The sequence below is a fragment of the Sulfitobacter geojensis genome (genome assembly GCF_000622325.1).
Taxonomy (GTDB): Bacteria; Pseudomonadota; Alphaproteobacteria; order Rhodobacterales; family Rhodobacteraceae; genus Sulfitobacter; species Sulfitobacter geojensis.
The window spans coordinates 2,199,395-2,219,725 of sequence record NZ_JASE01000005.1 but is presented as its reverse complement, the minus strand read 5'-3'; the positions used below and the strand labels follow the sequence as shown (position 1 = coordinate 2,219,725).

The 20,331-nt window shown below is 58.3% G+C and carries 18 protein-coding genes; 10 read left to right on the top strand and 8 right to left on the bottom strand.

Going from position 1 to position 20,331, the window contains the following annotated elements; genetic code table 11:
- Window positions 1-37 precede the first annotated feature (37 nt).
- Together Z947_RS0112790 and Z947_RS0112785 are read right to left on the bottom strand one after the other, a co-directional pair.
- Window positions 38-1,081, bottom strand: coding sequence for a patatin-like phospholipase family protein (locus Z947_RS0112790; protein WP_037938913.1), 1,044 nt, complete (start codon window positions 1,079-1,081; stop codon window positions 38-40).
- A gap of 6 nt (window positions 1,082-1,087) precedes the next feature.
- Window positions 1,088-1,873, bottom strand: coding sequence for a 3-hydroxybutyrate dehydrogenase (locus tag Z947_RS0112785; protein WP_037938911.1), 786 nt, complete (start codon window positions 1,871-1,873; stop codon window positions 1,088-1,090).
- A gap of 330 nt (window positions 1,874-2,203) precedes the next feature.
- Between Z947_RS0112785 and Z947_RS0112775 the strand changes: the two genes are divergently transcribed.
- A complete protein-coding gene (locus tag Z947_RS0112775; RefSeq protein ID WP_025044689.1) occupies window positions 2,204-4,018 on the top strand; it encodes an extracellular solute-binding protein in 1,815 nt (604 codons plus the stop codon).
- Between the two features lie 133 nt (window positions 4,019-4,151).
- Here the strand turns inward: Z947_RS0112775 and Z947_RS0112770 are convergent, their stop codons facing one another.
- Window positions 4,152-4,775, bottom strand: a complete 624-nt coding sequence (locus Z947_RS0112770; protein WP_025044688.1) for a helix-turn-helix domain-containing protein — start codon at window positions 4,773-4,775, stop codon at window positions 4,152-4,154.
- Window positions 4,776-4,839: 64 nt separating this feature from the next.
- Here Z947_RS0112770 and Z947_RS0112765 point away from each other — a divergent pair, with 64 nt between their 5' ends.
- From Z947_RS0112765 to Z947_RS0112745, 5 genes are all read left to right on the top strand, one after another.
- On the top strand, window positions 4,840-6,339 hold the full coding sequence (locus Z947_RS0112765; protein ID WP_025044687.1) for a class I adenylate-forming enzyme family protein: 1,500 nt from the start codon (window positions 4,840-4,842) through the stop codon (window positions 6,337-6,339).
- Window positions 6,336-6,977 (top strand): DsbA family oxidoreductase, encoded by a 642-nt coding sequence (locus tag Z947_RS0112760; RefSeq protein WP_025044686.1) that lies wholly within the window; start codon window positions 6,336-6,338, stop codon window positions 6,975-6,977. The genes Z947_RS0112765 and Z947_RS0112760 overlap by 4 nt, the downstream gene beginning before the upstream one ends.
- Before the next feature lie 136 nt (window positions 6,978-7,113).
- Window positions 7,114-7,308, top strand: coding sequence for a hypothetical protein (locus Z947_RS0112755; protein ID WP_025044685.1), 195 nt, complete (start codon window positions 7,114-7,116; stop codon window positions 7,306-7,308).
- Complete coding sequence (locus Z947_RS0112750) at window positions 7,305-7,700, top strand: FAD synthase family protein (protein WP_037938904.1); 396 nt, start codon at window positions 7,305-7,307, stop codon at window positions 7,698-7,700. Before Z947_RS0112755 ends, Z947_RS0112750 begins: the two co-directional genes overlap by 4 nt.
- Window positions 7,701-7,845: 145 nt before the next feature.
- On the top strand, window positions 7,846-9,066 hold the full coding sequence (locus Z947_RS0112745) for a multidrug effflux MFS transporter (RefSeq protein WP_025044683.1): 1,221 nt from the start codon (window positions 7,846-7,848) through the stop codon (window positions 9,064-9,066).
- A gap of 6 nt (window positions 9,067-9,072) precedes the next feature.
- Here the strand turns inward: Z947_RS0112745 and mfd are convergent, their stop codons facing one another.
- Entirely contained in the window at window positions 9,073-12,555 is a 3,483-nt protein-coding gene (gene mfd / locus Z947_RS0112740) for a transcription-repair coupling factor (protein ID WP_025044682.1), read from the bottom strand.
- A 31-nt stretch (window positions 12,556-12,586) separates the two neighbouring features.
- On the bottom strand, window positions 12,587-13,114 hold the full coding sequence (locus Z947_RS0112735; protein ID WP_025044681.1) for a hypothetical protein: 528 nt from the start codon (window positions 13,112-13,114) through the stop codon (window positions 12,587-12,589).
- 120 nt (window positions 13,115-13,234) lie between these two features.
- Here Z947_RS0112735 and hemB point away from each other — a divergent pair, with 120 nt between their 5' ends.
- The 4 genes from hemB to Z947_RS0112715 all read left to right on the top strand — a co-directional run bounded on the left by hemB (window position 13,235) and on the right by Z947_RS0112715 (window position 18,254).
- Window positions 13,235-14,233, top strand: coding sequence for a porphobilinogen synthase (gene hemB / locus Z947_RS0112730; RefSeq protein WP_025044680.1), 999 nt, complete (start codon window positions 13,235-13,237; stop codon window positions 14,231-14,233).
- Window positions 14,234-14,384: 151 nt separating this feature from the next.
- Window positions 14,385-14,951, top strand: a complete 567-nt coding sequence (locus tag Z947_RS0112725; RefSeq protein ID WP_025044679.1) for a lipid-binding SYLF domain-containing protein — start codon at window positions 14,385-14,387, stop codon at window positions 14,949-14,951.
- A gap of 274 nt (window positions 14,952-15,225) precedes the next feature.
- Window positions 15,226-17,694, top strand: a complete 2,469-nt coding sequence (locus tag Z947_RS0112720; RefSeq protein ID WP_025044678.1) for a penicillin acylase family protein — start codon at window positions 15,226-15,228, stop codon at window positions 17,692-17,694.
- Entirely contained in the window at window positions 17,691-18,254 is a 564-nt protein-coding gene (locus Z947_RS0112715; RefSeq protein WP_025044677.1) for a pseudouridine synthase, read from the top strand. The genes Z947_RS0112720 and Z947_RS0112715 overlap by 4 nt, the downstream gene beginning before the upstream one ends.
- On the opposite strand, the gene Z947_RS0112710 is transcribed toward Z947_RS0112715, so the two are convergent.
- The 3 genes from Z947_RS0112710 to hfq all read right to left on the bottom strand — a co-directional run bounded on the left by Z947_RS0112710 (window position 18,251) and on the right by hfq (window position 20,277).
- Window positions 18,251-18,652, bottom strand: coding sequence for a DUF2177 family protein (locus Z947_RS0112710; protein WP_025044676.1), 402 nt, complete (start codon window positions 18,650-18,652; stop codon window positions 18,251-18,253). The two genes, Z947_RS0112715 and Z947_RS0112710, sit on opposite strands and share 4 nt — an antisense overlap.
- A 90-nt stretch (window positions 18,653-18,742) precedes the next feature.
- Window positions 18,743-20,041, bottom strand: coding sequence for a GTPase HflX (gene hflX / locus Z947_RS0112705; protein WP_037938899.1), 1,299 nt, complete (start codon window positions 20,039-20,041; stop codon window positions 18,743-18,745).
- Window positions 20,038-20,277 (bottom strand): RNA chaperone Hfq, encoded by a 240-nt coding sequence (gene hfq, locus Z947_RS0112700; RefSeq protein ID WP_007119530.1) that lies wholly within the window; start codon window positions 20,275-20,277, stop codon window positions 20,038-20,040. The genes hflX and hfq overlap by 4 nt, the downstream gene beginning before the upstream one ends.
- Between the last annotated feature and the right edge of the window lie 54 nt (window positions 20,278-20,331).

The window sequence follows — 20,331 nt, the reverse complement described above, 5'->3', positions numbered from 1 at the left end:
CACGCTGTTCAATCCGCCGACCGATCGCAACAACAGGTCATGCAAACATCTCGCGTAGATTGACACTGCTTTCCTTGCCGATCTTGGCCTTGTGATCCACCAGAAACTGCTGTGCAGCCTGCTGCCCTGCTAGCTTCAGCTTGGCGATCACGGCCGCATTGGGTACGGTTTTTGTCGCCACCGACAATTGCTCCATTAGGGCGTCATCCGCGATCATGTGCACGCGCACACGGTGCATGCGTTCTTCGGGGATCGTGCCCTCGTCAAGCAGGCGTTGCACAAAATCAATCGCCCTTAGTTCACGCAACAGGCTGGAATTAAAGCTGATTTCGTTGATCCGGTTCTGGATCTGCTTTGGGGTCAAAGGCAGGTCTTCGCGTTCAAGCGGGTTGATGTTGATGATAACGATATCCGCCGGCAGCGCGTCATCAAACAAGGGAAACAGCGCCGGATTACCGGTATAACCGCCGTCCCAGAACCCTTCGACCCGGTCGGTTTGAGGATCGAAAATCTCCACCGCCTGAAACAGGGTTGGCAAACAGGCCGACGCCATGATTGCATCCGCACTGATTTCATCGCCCGAGAACACTTTGATTTTGCCATTGCGCACCCGCGTGGCGCAGATGTGCAAAAGCGGCAACACATCGTTGCAGACCTTGTCATAATCGAACTTCGCGACGATATCGGTCAGCGGATTACGGTAGAACGGCCCGTAGCTGTAAGGCGAGGTTACATTGTTGATCGCATCTGCCATCGCCACCGGCCAGCTATACTCGAGCGCTGTGCTAAGCGCGCCGACGCCAAGCGGTGCCATCCAGCCGGTTTTCTCAAGATCATCAACACCGGCCACTTGCATCCACAGCCAGTCCAGATTGTCGCGGGCACCCTGTGCGCCGTTCTTGACCCACCCTGCCTTGAGTGCTGCGCCATTCAGCGCCCCCGCAGAGGTGCCGGAAATGGCACCGATTTCGATGTCGTCTTCCTGAAGCAGCCGGTCCAGCACGCCCCAGGTGAATGCCCCATGGGCACCGCCCCCCTGAAGCGCCAGATTAATCCGCAGTTTACCCGATGTCTTTGCCATGATCTTTTACAGCGCCGTCCAGCCGCCATCGACGCTAATGGTCGTGCCGGTGATCTGCGCCGCTGCATCCGAACACAGGAAGGTTGCGGTGCCGCCCAATTGCTCGACCGTTGCGAACTCCTTGGAGGGTTGGCGGGTTAACATGACATTTTCGATGACCTCATCGCGGGTCATGTCGTATTCTTTCATAGTATCGGGGATCTGTTTTTCCACAATCGGTGTCAGCACATAGCCCGGACAGATGGCGTTGCAGGTGATCGCTTCCTTGGCGGTCTCAAGGGCGGTAACTTTGGTCAATCCCACAACCCCGTGTTTCGCGGTGACATAGGCCGATTTAAACGGTGACGCTGTCAGGCCGTGCGCCGAGGCGACATTGATCACCCTGCCCCAACCGAACTGGCGCATCTTGGGCAAGGCTGCCGCGGTGGTGTGAAAGGCCGACGACATATTGATGGCGATGATCGCGTCCCATTTGTCCTCCGGAAAGTCAGGGATCGGCGCGACATGCTGAATGCCTGCGTTATTCACCAGAATATCACAACGTCCTGCTTGCGTAATGAGGTTGCGGCACTGCGCGCCTTTGGACATGTCCGCCTGAATATAACGGGCGGTTACGCCGGTTTCATCCGCGATCTTTTGCGCCAGCGCATGGTCGTCCTCGTCATCCGTGTACGAGTTCAACACCACATCCGCCCCTGCACGGGCAAATTCCCACGCAATACCCAGACCGATGCCAGAGTTTGATCCGGTGATGACGGCAGTTTTGCCGGACAAGTCGATGGTGAAAGCCATGGGGTGCTCCTTAAGAGTGAATGCTGCATGCGCACAATGACCTGCGCAGGTCGGGAAGGAAACGCACAATTGCGCGAAAGGTTGCATGAACCGCAGCAACGGGCCGAAAATCGCGGCTGTTGAAAAAAGGGGCAGCGCCAAAAAAAAACGCCAGCACGAAGCTGGCGTTAAGTTATTGAGGCAGGTTTCATACAGGCAAGAAACCTATCGAGCAGTGACCCCTTTATACGAGAAGTCGGGCTTTGCGCCAAGGATAAAGTTTGAGCTGGACGCAGGGCCGTATTAACCATAGGCCCAACAAAACAAGGGCGGTGGGAGATTGTTGCCAAAATGGAGATCGATATTTTCCAGAAGCTGCGGGGCGTTGCGGCGATTTCTTCACTGATTCTCTGGGGGGTTTCAGCCCATGCAGAATCGGCTCACGGGCTTGCTATGTATGGCGATCCGGCCCTGCCTGCTGATTTCACTTCCCTGCCCTATGCGAACCCGAATGCGCCCAAGGGCGGAAAGATCACATTGGGCAATACGGGCGGTTTTGATAGCCTCAATCCCTTTGTGCGCAAGGGCAATGTGCCATGGCAGCTGCACCAGTTTACTCACGAAAGTTTGATGGGCCGGTCGTGGGATGAACCTTTCAGTCTTTATGGTTTGTTGGCCGAATCGATCGAAGTGCCCGATTCTCGCGCATGGGTTGAATTCACCCTGCGCCCGGAGGCCGCTTTTTCCGATGGCACCCCTGTCACCGTGGACGACGTGATCTTTTCTTACGAATTGTTGGGGACGAACGGGCATCCGCGCTATCATGGGCTGTACCGCCAGATCGACACCATCGCGGCAACCGGCCCGCGGTCCGTCCGGTTCACCTTCAAAGGGGACAACCGCGAGCTGGCGCTTTTGGCCGGCATGCGCCCGATTCTCTCCAAAGCGCAATGGGAAGGCCGTGATTTCGCGAATGCCCCCTTGGCGGACATTCCCCTGGGCACCGGTCCTTATACTGTGTCGGATTATGATGCCGGTCGACAGGTTACCCTGACGCGCAACCCCGCTTATTGGGGCGCGGATGTGCCGTTTCGGCAAGGAACCCATAATTTCGACCAGATCAAAATCGACTTTTACGGCGATGCCAATGTGCTGCAAGAGGCGTTCAAGGCAGGTGAGATTTCGGCTGTGCGCGAATTCAATGCCGAAACATGGGCGACGCAGTATGACTTTCCCGCGATCACCCGTGGCGACGTGGTGAAATCCACCTTTCCCCATCAAAAGCCCTCAGGCATGACGGGGTTTGTGATGAACACGCGGCGGGCGCCGTTTGATGACTGGCGGGTGCGCGATGCCCTGATACAGGCGTTCAACTTTGAATTCATCAACGAGACCCTGACCGGCGGCGCGCTGCCGCGCATCACTTCTTATTTTTCCGGCTCGACACTTGCGATGCAGTCAGGCGCGGCCCCCGACGCGGTTGCACAATTGCTTGCGCCGTTCAAAGACACTCTGCCTCAAGACACCATCGAAGGCTACGCCCTGCCCGTCTCGGACGGATCGGTGCGCAACCGTGCTGGCATTCGTGCCGCGATGAAGCAATTGCAGGCGGCCGGCTATTCGGCAGAAGGCGGCACGATGCGCGGCCCCGACGGGGCGGCGCTTGAATTTGAAATCCTGCTGTCCAAAGGCAATGCGGAACATTCAAAAATTGCCGAGCTTTATGTTCAGGCCTTAACCCGTCTGGGCATCAAAGCGGTGGTAGAATCCGTAGATGCCGCACAGTTGACCCAGCGCAGCAACGCCTTTGATTTCGACATGGTCCATTTTCGCCGCGCCCTTTCCCTGTCTCCGGGTAACGAGCAGCGGTTTTATTGGGGGTCAACCGCAGCGACCCAAGAAGGATCACGCAATCTGATGGGGGTACAGGATCCGGCCGTCGATGCGATGATTGATACGATGCTGGCGGCAAAGACATCTGACGCCTTTACCAATGCCACGCGTGCCTTGGACCGCGTGTTGACGGCGGGCCGTTATGTCATTCCGTTCTGGCAGTTTGACGAAGGGCTGATCGCGCATCGCGCCGAAATGAAATACCCGGACGTGATCCCGATTTACGGCGATGGCCCCAATTACATGCCCGAAGTTTGGTGGTGGCAGGATTAAAACCAAGAAACACCAAGGGGCCTAATCGCGCAAATATCGTGCAGAGCAGAAACCTCAAGAAATATCGGACACGCTACCAAACCTCAGTCTGATCCATAATCGTGCGACCCGCTTGGGCAGAGAGGTAGCCGCGTTAGATCAGCGAAGTGACCCAAAGAATTGTCGCATCCTCGGCACTGGTGGACACCACGTTGTGCCCCATCGTCCCGTCGTAATAGGCGCTGTCGCCGCGACGCAATTCAACCGGCTCGTAAAACTCTGTGAACAGCTGAACCACACCGGTCAACACATAGAGAAATTCCTCGCCGTCGTGGCGCACCCACCCGTCAAATTCCTCCATCGAGCGGGCTCTGATCCGCGCGCGATAGGGCAACATCTGCTTTTTGCGCAGCGTGTCGGCCAGAAGTTCGTGTTCATACGTGACAGTCGCCTTGGCGGCCCCTTCGCCTGATTTGGTCACCGCCATCCTGCCGTTAATTTTTTCGGCAGCGGGCGGGGTAAACAACTGTGGGACAGAGATTTCCAAACCCACAGCGAGCTTTTTCAAGGCGTCGTAAGTGGGCGACATCTGACCGTTTTCGATCTTGCTCAGAGTGGAACGCGCCAGACCGGCCTGCCCTGCGGCCTGCTCCAGTGTCCAGCCGCGCGCTTTGCGTAATTCACGCACGCGGACGCCTAAATCGACGGGTGGTGCGGTATCGCTTTCGCCGCTTTCGCGGGCAATGCGGATCAGGGAGGGCGTGGTGTCTTCACTCATCCCCTCCCTATATCGTGCGGCCCTGTGCCTTGCAACGGATCGCGTGTTGGGCTAGCGCGTCTTTATGACAAAAGCCGCTGATCCCGCGACCTCTTTTAACCTTGCCGCCTATGTTTTGGCAGCAGGCGCTGCCCTGCCCGACAAGGTGGCCCTGTCGCTGCTGTCTGGCGAGGCGCGCGAAGACTGGACTTATGCCCAGCTGATTGCCGCTGTGCGCGGCACCGCAACGGGTTTGCTGGACGCGGGGCTCACGGCCGGTGACATCGTGCTGATGCGCCTTGGCAATACGCCTGATTTCCCGATTGCCTATCTTGGCGCGCTTGCAGCGGGTCTGGTGCCTGTGCCGACGGCGGCGGCCCTGACCGCAGGCGAAGTGGCCAAGATCATCCCGACCCTGAAACCCGCCGCAATCCTGCACGATATTGACGTGCCCTGCCCCGATCACGCGCGGATCATCGATCTTGCGGCCCTACGTGCCATGCGTGCGTTGCCGCCCGCTGCGTTTCACATGGGCGATCCCGAGCGGCTTGGCTATATCATCTATACCTCTGGCACATCGGGCAAACCCACAGCGGTGATGCATGCCCATCGCGCCATTCTGGCCAGACGGATGATGTTTGAGGGCTGGTACGGGCTGACGCCGGATGACCGTCTGCTGCATGCGGGGGCGTTTAACTGGACCTACACGCTGGGCACAGGGTTGATGGACCCTTGGACGGTTGGGGCGACGGCGCTGATCCCTGCTGCGGGTACGTCGCCCACAGCGCTGCCGGATCTGATCGCCACACACGAGGCTACAATTTTTGCAGCCGCCCCCGGTGTTTATCGCCAGATGATGCGTGATCTGTCGCCGCTCTATCTGCCCCATCTGCGTCACGGATTAAGTGCTGGTGAAAAGATGACAGCGGCTGTGCGCGAGGCTTGGGAAGAAAACACCGATACGCCGGTTTATGAAGCCTTTGGTATGTCGGAATGTTCCACCTTTATCTCCGGCAGCCCGAGCACACCGGCCAAAGACGGGGCCATTGGCACGGCGCAACCGGGGCGGAAGGTTGCGATCCTTGGCCCGAAAGGGCCTGCGCGCACCAACACCCCGGGCACCATTGCCATTCACCGTACCGATGCGGGGCTGATGCTGGGCTATCTGAACGACAAAAAGCTGACCAAGTCCAAATTCGACGGCGACTGGTTTTTGACCGGTGATCAGGGGATGATGGATGAGGACGGTCAGATCACCTATCTGGGGCGCACCGACGACATGATGAATGCCGGCGGCTTTCGTGTATCGCCTTTGGAGGTTGAAGAAACCCTGCTTGCCATCCCCGGCGTTACGGGCATCGGTGTCACAGAGGTCGAGATCAAAAAGAACACCCGCGTGATTGCCGCCTTTTACACCGCCGCCGCGCCGATCAAGGAATACACCCTGACCGATTTTGCCACCGCAAATCTGGCGCGCTATAAACAGCCACGTCTATACGTTCATGTCGACGCCCTGCCCACCAGCGGCAACGGCAAAATCCTGCGCCGCCAGTTGCGCGACAGCTTCGAGGCCCAAAAGAAATGACCCAGACCATCAAACTCGACATCATGTCCGACCCGATTTGCCCTTGGTGTTATATCGGCAAGGCGCATCTGGATGTGGCCCTTGCAGACCATCCCAACCACCCCTTTGTCATCGAATGGCATCCATTTCAGCTGAACCCTGATATGCCAGCGCAAGGCATGGACCGTCGCGCCTATCTGGAAGGCAAATTCGGCGGCAAGGAAGGGGCCGTGCGCGCCTATGCGCCCGTGGTCGAACATGCAGAAAAAGCCGGCCTCAAGATCAACTTTGAAGCGATGCAGCGCACGCCCAACACATTGAACGCGCACCGTTTGATCCATTGGGCGGGGATCGAGGGGCGCCAGACCGCCGCGGTCGCGGCCCTGTTCCAAGCCTATTTCGTCGATGCCCGTGATATCGGGGATGCCGAAGTGCTGGCCGACATCGCTGATGGGATCGAAATGGACGCCGCTGTGGTGACCCGCCTGCTGGACACCGACGAAGACGTCCAAGCCATACGCGATCGCGATGCGCATAGCCGCAAGATGGGGATCTCGTCGGTGCCGACCTTTATCGTGGGAAATCAACACGCCGTGCCGGGCGCGCAGCCGCCAGAACTTTGGGCCAATGTCATTGCCGAACTGACAGGCGCGCAATAACCCGCCCTTTTGCCAGTATGGCAAACACGCCACAGCTTGGAGGTTATGTCGGGGTATTCCTTTGCCAAGCGGGCCGCACTGGCCTACGATTCCAATATAAGGGGCAAAAGACCCCGACAATTGGGCGAATGGGCAAATGGCAGAACAACACACGGCACCGTTTCCGGTGGCTTCTATACGGGTATCTCAAATCTCATGTGACTGGCGCTCCGGCCCGCTGCGCTGTATTGCGCAACTGGCGGTACAGGCCACAGCAGGCGGCGTAAAAGCGATCTGGCGCAACGAAGTTGGCGGTGCTTATGTCACCCCTGCCCGGAAACCGGCGCTATGAGGGGGCGACCCGCCCGCGTGATGCTGACCTATGGGCGGTTTGACATGCTCCATCAGGATCATCTGCGGTTTTTACGTCAGATCAGCGCAATGGGGCATGAATTGATTGTCGGCTGCGCCTCTGACGCGTTGGCGGCGCAAAGTGGCTATCCCTGCGCGCGCAGTTTCGAAGAGCGTCGCGCCATGTTGGAAAGCTGCCGGTTTGTGTCTCGCGTCATTGCAGAAACCGACCCCAATCAAAAACGGACAGACATTGTAAACTACAACGTGTCGGCGATTGTGTTGGGTAAATATCAATACGGACAGCTTGATCATTTGCAGGATATTGCACAAATCGTGTACTTGCCGCGCCTCGCACCCCGGAAAATTCGTGAATTTGTCAAGTTTTCGTGATTTTTTTGCCCTGAGGGGCGGTTTTTGGTCTATGGGCATTGTTAACACTTCAACCATCGGTTACCCCTGACGCCAAGTCGCGTCACCGTTGCTGTGACAGTCGCAGCGGAGCCGAGTTTTGCCACCCACATCCCAACCGTTCGCCTTGAGCCGAACAGAATTTGTAGCTTTGATCGCGATGATGTTCGCGACCATCGCATTCTCGATAGATGCGATGTTGCCGGCCCTGCCGGCCATCGGTGCAGAGCTGTCGCCGGACATGCCCCACCGCGCGGCATTGATCCTGACCTTTTTTGTTTTTGGCATGGGGGTTGGCACATTTATCGCGGGTCCCTTGTCCGACAGTTTTGGCCGAAAACGGGTGATCTACGCCGGTGCCACGCTTTATGTGGTTTCGGCTGGCGTCGCTTGGGCCAGTTCCTCGGTGGAGGTCATGTTGATCGCACGCCTGTTTCAGGGGTTTGGCGCTGCCGGACCACGGATTGTATCAGTGGCCATTGTGCGTGACCTCTATTCCGGTCGCGATATGGCCAAGATCGTTTCCATTGTAATGATGATATTCACGTTGATACCGGCCGTTGCCCCCTTGTTAGGCTCGTTCATCATCACCGGCTTTGGCTGGCGCGGAATCTTCATTGCCTTTATTCTTTTCTCATTGTTTTCAGTAAGCTGGATGGGCCTGAGGATGCCCGAAACCCTTGCCGTCGAAAACCGCCGTCCCTTGCGCGTCTCCTTGCTGACTGCCGCGCTAAAGGAGCTGTTTTCCTACCCTTCCGTACGCATTTCGATCCTTGTTCAATCGCTGGCCATGGCGATGTTGTTTTCGATGCTGATGCTGGTTCAGCCGATCTATTACGAAGTCTATGACCGCGCGGAAAGCTTTCCCTATTGGTTCTGCGTCGTTGCGTTGATTGCTGGCAGCGCAAGCCTGCTAAATGCGGTCTTGGTGGGGCGCTTCGGTATGCGCCGCTTGGTCACGGTAACACTTGCTGTCCAGATTTTATTGTCTTTGTCGATGTTGGCTTTTGGCCTCGGCGACCTGCCGGAACCCTACGGTTTTGCGGCGTTCCTTATGTTCCAGACCTGTCTGTTCTTTCAGGCGGGATTGACGCTTGGAAATCTGAACGCCATCGCGATGGAGCCTGTCGGCCATATCGCAGGGATCGCAGCCTCGGCTATCGCGGCCATTTCGACCGTGATCGGTGCGGCGCTGGCCTCTCCGGTCGGCTTGATGTTCAATGGGACGATACAGCCACTGGTTGCGTCCATGCTGGTAATGGCGACGGTCGGTTTCGTGTTGATGCGCTATCTTGATCGAGTGGAAAACCCGTCGCGCGCCGCCGAAGTGCCCAAAACCGATCCGTAATCACACTTAGGCGCCCGCGGACTTCTTGCCCTTGCTCGCTTTTTCCTTGGCAATCACATGTTCTGCCAGATCGCGGGCAATCGCGAAGGCACCTTTGATCTTGTCGGCGTCGGTTTTCCAATCCCGTTTCACCACGATCTTATTGTCGCGCACCTTGGCCAGACCGCGCTGGTCCTGAATAAACGCGACCAGCCCCTCGGGAGAGGCAAATTTGTCGTTGTGAAACTGGATCGTCGCCCCTTTCGGGCCACCATCCAACTTGGCAATGCCAGCGCGTTTGCACATGGCCTTGATCCGAACCACCAACATCAGGGTGTTCACTTCCTTGGGCAACTTCCCGAAACGGTCAATGAGCTCTGCGGCATAGCCTTCCAATTCGACCTTGGTACTCAGACCCGACAGACGCCGGTACAACCCCAATCGCACGTCGAGGTCAGGCACATAGGTTTCCGGGATTAGCACAGGCACGCCAAGATTGATTTGCGGTGCCCATTGGTCGTCCGCTTCGGACAGCCCTTCCATCTGGCCCGACCGGATCTTGGCAATCGCCTCCTCCAGCATGGATTGGTACATTTCAAAACCGACATCGCGCATCTGGCCGGACTGTTCCTCGCCCAGAAGATTGCCGGCACCGCGAATGTCCATGTCCTGTGAGGCCAGCGTAAATCCCGCGCCCAATGTGTCGAGCGACCCCAACACCCGCAGCCGTTTTTCGGCGAGTGGCGTCAGTTTCTCACGTGGTTTGGTTGTCAGATAGGCATAAGCACGGGTCTTTGAGCGGCCCACGCGACCCCTGATTTGATAAAGCTGCGCCAGCCCGAACATATCGGCGCGGTGCACGATCATGGTGTTGGCTGTGGGAATATCCAGACCGGATTCAACAATCGTTGTCGCCAGCAGAATATCGAACTTCCCGTCATAAAAGGCGTTCATCCGGTCATCGAGCTCGCCAGCGGCCATTTGGCCGTGGGCCACAACATATGTCAGCTCCGGCAACTGGTCTTTCAGGAATGCTTCGATTTCGGGCAGGTCACTGATGCGCGGCACAACATAAAAGCTCTGCCCGCCACGATAGTGTTCCCGCAGCAAGGCTTCGCGCAGGGTGACGGCGTCGAATTCGCTGACGTAGGTCCGGATCGCCAGGCGGTCGACCGGCGGCGTCCCGATGATGCTGAGGTCACGCACACCGGTCAACGACAGCTGCAAGGTCCGGGGGATCGGTGTGGCGGTCAGGGTGAGCACATGGATATCTGTACGCAGGGATTTCAACCGCTCCTTATGCTGTACGCCGAAATGCTGTTCCTCGTCGATCACCAGCAGACCAAGGTTCATAAACTTGATGCCCTTGGCCAGCAGCGCATGGGTGCCGATGACAATATCAACGGTACCTTTAGCCATGCCCTCTTTCGTTGCCGCGGCCTCTTTCGCGGGGACGAACCGGCTTAGCTGGCGGACTTCGATCGGGAACCCGCGAAAGCGCTCGGCAAAGCTTTTGAAATGTTGGCGCGCCAGCAATGTCGTAGGCGCAATTACCGCGACCTGCACACCCGACATCGCCGCAACAAAGGCGGCGCGCATCGCCACTTCGGTTTTGCCGAAACCCACGTCACCGCACACCAGCCGGTCCATCGGATTCCCGCTGGTCAGATCCTCAATCACATCGGAAATGGCGCGCAGCTGGTCGTCGGTCTCCTGATACGGAAAACGCGCCGAAAACGCGTCCCACATGCCCGGAGGAGGATCGAGCACCGGCGCACGGCGCAGCGCGCGCTCGGCGGCGATGCGGATCAACTTGTCCGCCATCTCGCGAATGCGCTCTTTCAGTTTGGCCTTTTTCGACTGCCACGCGCCGCCGCCGAGTTTGTCCAGCAGCCCCTCTTCGTGACCGTATTTTGACAGCAGCTCGATGTTTTCTACCGGCAGATACAGCTTTGAATTCTCGGCATATTCCAGCAGCAGACATTCATGCGCGGCACCTGCTGCTGTGATCACCTCCATGCCCAGATAGCGGCCAATACCATGATCGACATGCACTACCAGATCGCCCGGTGTCAGGCTTTGGGTTTCGGTCAGGAAATTCGCCGCACGTTTCTTGCGTTTGGGCGCACGGATCAACCGGTCGCCCAGCACGTCCTGTTCGGAAATGACCGTCAGTGTGCCGTCTTCCCAAGGGGCCTCGAACCCGTGTTCAAGCGCCCAGACGGCAAGATGCAGCCCGCGTTTGCCCAGCCTCTTGGCGGAAGGGATCGGAATTGCTTCGGCCAGTCCTTCATCTTCGATCAAGCCGGTCAAGCGTTCGCGCGCACCTTCAGAGTAGCTGGCGATCAACACCGGACCCTCTTGAAGCTTTGCTTTAAGGTGGTCTGCCAAAGCCCCGAAAAGGCTGATAGATTCCTGTTGACGTTCAGGCGCAAAATCACGCCCTATCCGTGCACCCGCATCCAATACATTTGGACCCGTTGGTTGCGGCAACGGGTTCATCTGCACCAAGCGGTGGTCTGCCGTTGCCAGCAACCATGCCTCGTCGGTCAGATACAGCCCCTGGGGCGGCGCAGGCTTGTAAACGCTGTCCATCTTGGAACGGTTCGCCATCGCGATTTTGCGGGTTTCATATTGATCTTCAATGCTTTCCCAACGCGCCAGTCGGCTGGCTGTGACCTGATCATCCAGCGTGATCGTCGCGTCGGGCAGATAGTCGAAAAGGGTTTCCATTTCAGCATGGAAAAACGCGAGCCAATGTTCGGCCCCCTGATGTTTGCGTCCCGCCGAGATCGCCTCGTAGAGCGGATCATCAGTGCCTGCCGCGCCAAATTCGATCCGGTAGTTCTGGCGAAACCGCGTGATGGCGGCCTCGTCAAGGATCACTTCGGACACAGGGGCCAGTTCGACCAGTTCAAGTTTTTCGGTGGTGCGTTGGGTCGCCGGATCAAACCGGCGCGCCCCGTCCAGCACATCGCCGAACAGATCAAGACGTACGGGCCCCAGATCGCCGGGGGGGTAGATGTCGATGATCCCGCCGCGCACCGCATAATCGCCGGGCTCCATCACGGTCGGGCTTTGCACAAACCCCATGCGTACCAGAAATTCGCGCAGCGCCTTTTCGTCAATCCGCGCCCCGACCTGCGCTGAAAACGCGGCATCGCGCAGAACGGACCGTGCGGGCACGCGCTGGGTTGCGGCGTTAAGCGTGGTCAGCAGAACAAATTTGGGCGGCATCCCGTGAACAAGCCCCGCCAGTGTCGCCATGCGCTGCGCGGAAATATCCGCGTTGGGCGACACGCGGTCATAGGGCAGACAGTCCCACCCCGGAAAGGTGACAACCGGCACATCGGGGGCAAAGAACCCCAATGCCGCCTGCATCGCCGCCATGCGTTTGTCGTCGCGCGCGACGTGAACCACCACTTGGCTGCGGTCCACTTCGTTAAGGATTGCGCGGGCGTCAAAGCCTTCGGGCACGCCGGACAGGGTGATTTTGCTTGGACTGGTCATGGGGTCTCAATTGGTGTTTGAAACCGCAGTGTCAACCGCCCAAAGGTCCAAGGTTCATATTCTGATACATCCCCCAAAGGGCGGTCACGAAAATCGCCACCATCCCGATGATCTGGGTGTAAAGCCGGTGCCGGTTCATCCGCTTGAACAAGATGTCGCCGGTCGAATTCTCGGCCTCGATGATGCGCGCGGTGGACAGGCTCAGCATGCCGACCATCGACAGGGGCAATGCGAGCAAAAACACGGCCTGCGCGAATTCATTCTGATAAACGAACCCCAAAAGCACCAGCATGGTCAGAAAAAAGCAGGCCAATCCCGCCAGCCAAAGCCCCGACACACGCCCGATATATAGCAAACGGTTCACATTGATGCGCACCATGTCTTCAAGGTCTACCTGCGCGTCTTCGCCATAACGTTTCGCCCGCAGCACCATGTCATAAGGCACGCCCAGCACCCAGTGGCTGGCCGTGGACCAGACAACGGCCAGCACGATCCAGAACCACAGGTTCGAGAACGAGCGCATGTCGATGATTTCGAAAAGCGTCTGGTACCAGTCCAACGTCGCGCCTCAGCAGGTTAAAGTCATCGGGTGATACCCAAGGTCGCGGGCAATTCCTACCCTTGAGTGCACAGATTTTTCGTGGAAAGACTGCGAAGCGCATTTGTGAGGTATTTTTGCATGACCCCTGTCCAAGCCCCCTTTCCCGCCACCCGCCTGCGGCGCACCCGCGCAACGCCTGCTTTGCGTGCTTTGGTGCGGGAAAACGCGCTGGAGGTCGGGGATCTGATCTGGCCGGTATTTGTCCGTGCAGGCGAAGGCATCGAGGAACCGGTCCCTTCAATGCCCGGTGTCATGCGCCGATCCGTCGACAAGATCGTGGAGGCAGCCGCAGAGGCCGACGCGCTTGGCATTGGGGCGATGTGCATTTTTCCCTATACTGGGATTGAAGAGCGCACCGAAGATTGCGCCGGCGCATGGGATCCGCAGAACCACGCCAACCGCGCGATCGCCGCGATCAAGGCGCGTTTTCCAAACATGGCCGTGATGAGTGACGTCGCGCTTGATACCTATAACATCAATGGCCACGACGGCTTTGTCGAAGACGGCATTATCGTAAATGATCGCACGGTCGAGGCATTGGTCAAAATGTCCCTCGCCCAAGCCGAAGCAGGCGTTGATATCATCGGCCCCTCCGACATGATGGATGGCCGCATCGCCGCCATTCGCACGGCGCTTGAAGAGACCGGTCATCAGGACGTCACCATTCTGAGCTACGCCGCCAAATACGCCAGTGCCTTTTACGGCCCGTTTCGCGATGCGGTCGGTGCTTCGGGTGCTTTGACGGGGGACAAGAAAACCTATCAGATGGATCCTGCCAATTCCGACGAAGCCTTGCGTCTGGTCGCGCGCGATCTCGCTGAAGGCGCGGATATGGTGATGGTGAAACCGGGTCTGCCCTATCTCGACATTTGCCGCCGTGTAAAAGACGCCTTTGGTGCGCCGACCTTTGCCTATCAGGTGTCCGGTGAATACAGCATGATCAAAGCCGCGGCGCAAAACGGCTGGATCGACGAGGAACGTGTGATGATGGAAAGCTTGATGGCCTTCAAGCGGGCGGGCTGTGACGGGGTGCTGAGTTATTTCGCACCGGCGGCGGCGCGGCTCTTGAACGGGTGATCTCATCGGGCATTCCGGGCACCGCGCGGACCCCTGTCACAGCACCAATCCGCCCAAACCACCTTCCCCCATGACAAGCCGCAAAAAACCGCCTATAGTTATGCTCAAGCCGGAACAAACCGGCATCAGGCAACAATTACAGGCAAACAAGATGAGCAATCCGATTTATGCGCGGCGCGCCTTTACCTTTGGCGCATTGGCGGCTGGTGCTGCACTGGCTGCATGCGGCAACGGTGTGGGCGGATATGGTTCGCAAACCATCGACGCACGTGTCAGCGCCACGCTGGACGAAATGTACCGCAGCTACCCCAACACTTTGCAACTGGCGCAGAAAGCCAACGGCATGCTGGTTATGCCATTGGTCACCGAAGCGGGCCTTGGTCTGGGCGGTGCTTACGGGCGCGGTGCCTTGCTGATCAATGACACAACGGTAGATTACTATTCCGTCGCCAAAGCCTCCGGTGGTTTGCAAATCGGCGCACAGCAATATGCCCATGTGCTGTTCTTCATGACCGAGGACGCGCTGATGGGCTTTCGCCGTTCGCCGGGTTGGGCGGCAGGCGCCGACCTTGAATATGTGATCTCCGATCGCGGTGACTCGGTCGAGGCGGCGACAACAACCGCACTCGCCCCCGTGCTCGCCGCGGTCTTCGGGCGCGCCGGCCTGCGGGTTGGCGCGACGCTGGAAGGCACAAAATACACCCGCATCATCCCCTGAACGCACGAAAAGACGCGCCGTGCATCCGCAATCTGCGGCGCGTCCCTCTCTACCCCAATAATCTCGGCACCGCACTCACGACCAGACCGGCGCCCCCTCCTCTTTTTGGCCTTATATACTGTCCGCACTCTCGCCAAACGCCCCCCGTTTGCGCGTGCACAGCGGCGTTAGATCCTTCGAAATTCCCCGCTGTCCGCGCGTCCCTCAAGGGATGTACTTTTACATGCCCCCAAGTTGCGGTATCGACAGGCGACCAAAACACCCGGAGCGCCCTATGGCCCTGATCTTTCGCTGGCTTATCCGCCTTGCCGCCACCCTCGTGGTGCTTTGCGTGCTGACCATCGCTACGGTCTACTGGCTCGCTTCGCGATCCCTGCCAGATTACACCGATGATGTGACGGTGCGCGGTTTGGAGGCACCTGTCGAAATCGTGCGCGACAACGCCAATGTGCCCCATATCTTTGGCGAGTCGGATGCGGATGTGTTCTTTGGTCTTGGCTTTGCCCATGCGCAGGACCGCATGTGGCAGATGATCATGCTGCGCCGCACGGCGCAGGGGCGGCTAAGCGAAGTTTTCGGATCCTCCACGCTGGACATCGACAAGCTGATGCGCCGCTTGGACCTTTATCCGCTGTCAGTGCAATCCGCCGCCACGCTGGACGCGAAAACCCGCGCCGCCCTCGAAGCTTATTCTGCAGGTGTGAACGCGCGCCTGAACCAGATCAACTCCGAAGCCTTGGGGCGCGGTGCCCCTGAAATGCTGCTGTTTAATGCGCCGATGGCCCCCTGGCGTCCGGCAGATTCGGTTGCGATCACAAAACTGCTAGGGGTGCAGCTGTCGGGCCACCTTCAGGCCGAAGTCATCCGTGCCCGCACCTCTTTGGCCCTGCCGGATGAAAAGCGGGTGCGCGACATTCTGCCCGACTTTCCCGGATCGGGTGTGGCCGCCTTGCCCGAATACGCCAGCCTGTTTCCTGATGTGAGCCGGCATGCAGCCAATATGCCGCTCGATCCCCACCCGTTGTCCCCGTTCAAGGATTTGGCCTTTGCCGGTGCGTCCAATGCTTGGGCGGCCGCACCTTCGCGTTCCGCGTCCGGTGGCACCTTGCTGGCCAATGATCCGCATCTGGGCTTTACCGCCCCGTCGGTTTGGTATCTGGCGCGGCTTGAGTTGCAATCCGGTGGTGTGATTGGGGGCACAATTCCGGGCATGCCGGTTGTCTTGACAGGGCGCAGTGGCGCTTTGGGCTGGGGGCTGACCTCCGCTTATCTTGATGATCAGGATGTTTATATCGAAGAAATAAACCCCGATAATCGCGAACAATACCGCACACCGGAGGGGTTCAAGGAGTTTACCACCCGCGCATCGATCATCACCATTAAAGACGAAGATCCTGTAACGCTGACGCTGCGCTGGACGGAAAACGGGCCGGTGCTGCCCGGAACGCACTACAACCTCGCCAGCATCACCCCGCCGGGTCACGTTACATCTGTCAACTGGACGGTACTAACCCCGCGCGACACGTCGCTGGCAGCGGCAATGGCCCTGATGGATGCGAAATCCGTAGAAGACGGGATCAAGGCCGCGCAAACCTATATCGCACCGGCGCAGAACCTGACGCTGGTGGACCGCGAAAATATCGCAATGAAGATGATCGGTGCGATGCCGCGACGCGACGCAGGTCACCAAAGTCAGGGGCGCATGCCCTCGCAAGGTTGGGTCGCGGCGAACCGCTGGCAGGGCACCCTGCCCTATACGGCCAATCCGGAATTTATCGCACCAGTCGGCGGCATTCTGGGCAATACCAACAACAAAACCGTGGATCGCCCGTTTCCCAACCATGTCTCGTTTGTTTGGGGCGACACGCAGCGGGTGCAGCGCTGGCAACGGTTGATGCAAACGCGGCAGGTCCACACCCGCGACAGCTTTATCGAAGCACAGCTTGATACGGTCAGCTTTACCGCACGCTCGCTCCTGCCTCTGATTGGCGCAGAATTGTGGTTCACCGGTGAAGCCGCCGCTGACGGTACAGCCGAACGCCAGCGTCAGCGGGCCTTGATCCTGCTGGCGGGCTGGTCGGGTGAGATGAACGAACATATGCCCGAACCGCTGATCTATGCCGCGTGGCTGCGCAGCCTTCAGGAACGGTTGATACAGGACGAACTTGGCCCGCTGGCCGCTGAATTCGATCATGTGCAACCGCTGTTCATCGAACGTGTATTTCGCGATGTGAACGGCGCGAGCGTCTGGTGTGACGTATTGCAATCGGCCCGCGTCGAAGATTGCGCTGAGATGGCGCGGCTGGCGCTCGATGATGCGCTGCTTTGGATCAACGAGACGTGGGGCCCGGAACTGGAAAGCCTGCGCTGGGGAGATGCGCATCAGGCGACCCATGACCATCAGGTTTTGGGAACAGTGCCGGTGCTGCGCTATTTTGTGAACATCCGCCAATCGACATCGGGTGGGGATCATACTTTGCAACGCGGGTTGACCAAAGGCAGCGATCCTGACCCTTTCAACAACGTTCACGGCGCAGGCTACCGTGGAGTTTACGATTTTGCCGATCCGGATTCGTCGGTTTTTGTCAGCTCAACCGGCCAATCCGGCCATTTTCTGTCGCGCCATTATGATGATCTGGCGCAACTGTGGCGGCGCGGCGAATATATCCCGATGTCGCTGGATGCGGACCTTGCACGGGCAGCATCGGTGGGGGTGACAACACTGACCCCCGTATCACCATGAACCGCGTCATCCTGTTGAATAAACCCTTCGGCGTCCTGTCACAATTCACCGACAAGGGCACCGAAGGATCAAAGCGCCCGACCCTGTCCGCCTATATCAACGAGCCCGGATTTTACCCCGCAGGCCGGCTGGACCGCGACAGTGAAGGGTTGATGGTATTGACGGACAACGGGGCCTTGCAGGCACGTATTGCCCATCCGAAATACAAACGTCCGAAAACCTATCTGGTTCAGGTCGAGGGCACGCCGGATGCGGCTGGTCTGGACGCGCTACGAAAGGGGGTGATCCTGAAAGATGGCAAAACCGCCCCTGCAGAGATCACCCAGATTGATACACCCGAAGGCTTGTGGCAACGGGACCCGCCTGTGCGGTTTCGAAAAACTGTGCCGGATGCATGGTTGCGCATCACGATCCGCGAAGGGCGCAACCGGCAGGTGCGACGGATGACCGCCCATGTCGGCCTGCCGACCCTGCGATTGATCCGCTGGCAAATCGGCGATTGGGCCTTGAACGATCTGCAACCGGGCGCTTGGCGATGGGCGTCGGAAACGGGTGCCTAAAGCAAGGCGCGTGTTATATAGACGCCGCCGGTTGCAGACACTGCGGTCAGCGCTGTGCCCCAGGTCAAATCCGTTACCACCATGTCCCACGTCCAGTCTTTCATCACCGCCAGATTGGTGAATTCATAGGTGCCATACCCCATCGCACCGATCAACGCAGCATTGCCCAGCACCCAAAACAGCGACTTATCCTGTGTCACGGCGGGCCACGACACGAACCACAACAAGACCCCAACATAAAAGGCGTAGAAAGCGAACGCCGGCATGATGCGGAAGTTTTCCAACAATAACGCGCTGATATGGCGGTCAAAAACAGGTTTTACGATATTGGTCAGGCCAAGGTAATCAAGCCCGAGGAATATCACGAAGGTTGAAATATATAGCAGGATGAGGGTCATTTGGCTGTCTCCGGTCAGGTTCAGCTACATCTGAGGCGGGGGTCGGAAAATTCAAATTTTCCGGTCAAAAGTCTTGAAAGACTTTTGGCCTCAAAGCCGTTGAAACTGTGCCTCTTGCGCGGCGGACCAGCGGACGGTGATGTCAAATCCTTCATCCGTCTGGGCTTCTTTCACCACAATATCCTGCGCAAACAGCCACGCGCGTTTCTTGCCTTCGGCAAAGCCTAGGGACAGGTCGGCCTCGCGCACCGCCCCTTGCAAGGCTTCGGCCACATAGGCCTGTAGTTCTTCCAGCCCTTCGCCTGTGATGGCTGAAATCGCCAGAACGGCCGCATCACGCTCGGCGCGTGCACGCATTGCGTCAGCGCTTTCGGGCGGCAAAAGGTCGACCTTATTCCAGATTTCAAAGGTCGGCGTATCCTTGGAAACGCCCAAAGTGGTCATGATCTCGCGCACGTCGCTGGCTTGTTCTTCGGTTTCGGCGTGACTGATATCGCGCACATGCAGGATGATATCTGCGGCGAGCACTTCCTCCAGAGTGGCACGGAAGGCTGCGACGAGTTCGGTGGGCAGATCAGAGATGAAACCAACTGTATCCGACAGGATAATTTCCGGTCCGTCGGGCAGCACAAGACTGCGCATCGTGGGGTCAAGCGTGGCAAACAACATGTCCTTGGCCATCACATCGGCACCGGTCAACCGGTTGAATAACGTCGATTTCCCCGCGTTGGTATAACCGACCAATGCAACAATCGGATAGGGTACCTTGGCGCGGGCAGCACGGTGCAAGGCACGGGTTTTCACCACCTTTTCCAGCTGTCGGCGCAGGCGCACCAGTTGGTCGTCAATGGCACGGCGGTCGGCCTCGATCTGGGTTTCGCCCGGTCCCCCGACAAACCCCAACCCGCCACGCTGGCGCTCAAGGTGGGTCCATGCCCGAACAAGGCGGGTGCGCTGATAGTTCAAGGCGGCCATTTCGACCTGCAACACCCCTTCACGGGTGGCGGCACGGTCGCTGAAAATTTCCAGGATCAGGCCGGTGCGGTCAAGCAGTTTGACGCCCCAGGCCTTTTCGAGATTGCGCTGTTGGACGGGGCTGACATGGCCGTCTACCAATACCAGCTCAACGTCGTTTTCCTCTAGCAGATCATGGACTTCCTTGATCTTGCCCTTGCCGAACAGTTTGCCTGCATCGACTTTGCGCAGCGGCACAATGTCCGCCCCTGCAACTTCAAGCGCCGGCAGCGCGCGCGCCAGCGAAACCGCTTCGGCCAAAGCGGGTACAGGGTCGCGCCTGTCGGCATTGCTGCGGATGTCAGGATGCAGGACCCATGCACGCGTTACGCGGGGACCGTCGCTGTCATCAATCTGGAAGGGCGCTTTGCTCAAGAAGCGTCTTCGCCCTCATACAGGCTGATCGGCTGGCTGGGCATGATCGTCGAGATGGCGTGTTTATACACCAGCTGTGATTGCCCATCGCGGCGCAGCAGCACACAGAAGTTGTCAAACCACGTGATGACACCTTGCAGCTTTACGCCGTTGATCAGGAAAATGGTGACCGGTACCTTGGTCTTGCGCACGTGGTTCAGGAACGCATCCTGAAGGTTCTGTCTGTCAGACGCCATTATTATTCTCGATTCATTTATTCTTGCTGGGCTCCGCATCGAGCCCTCCCCATC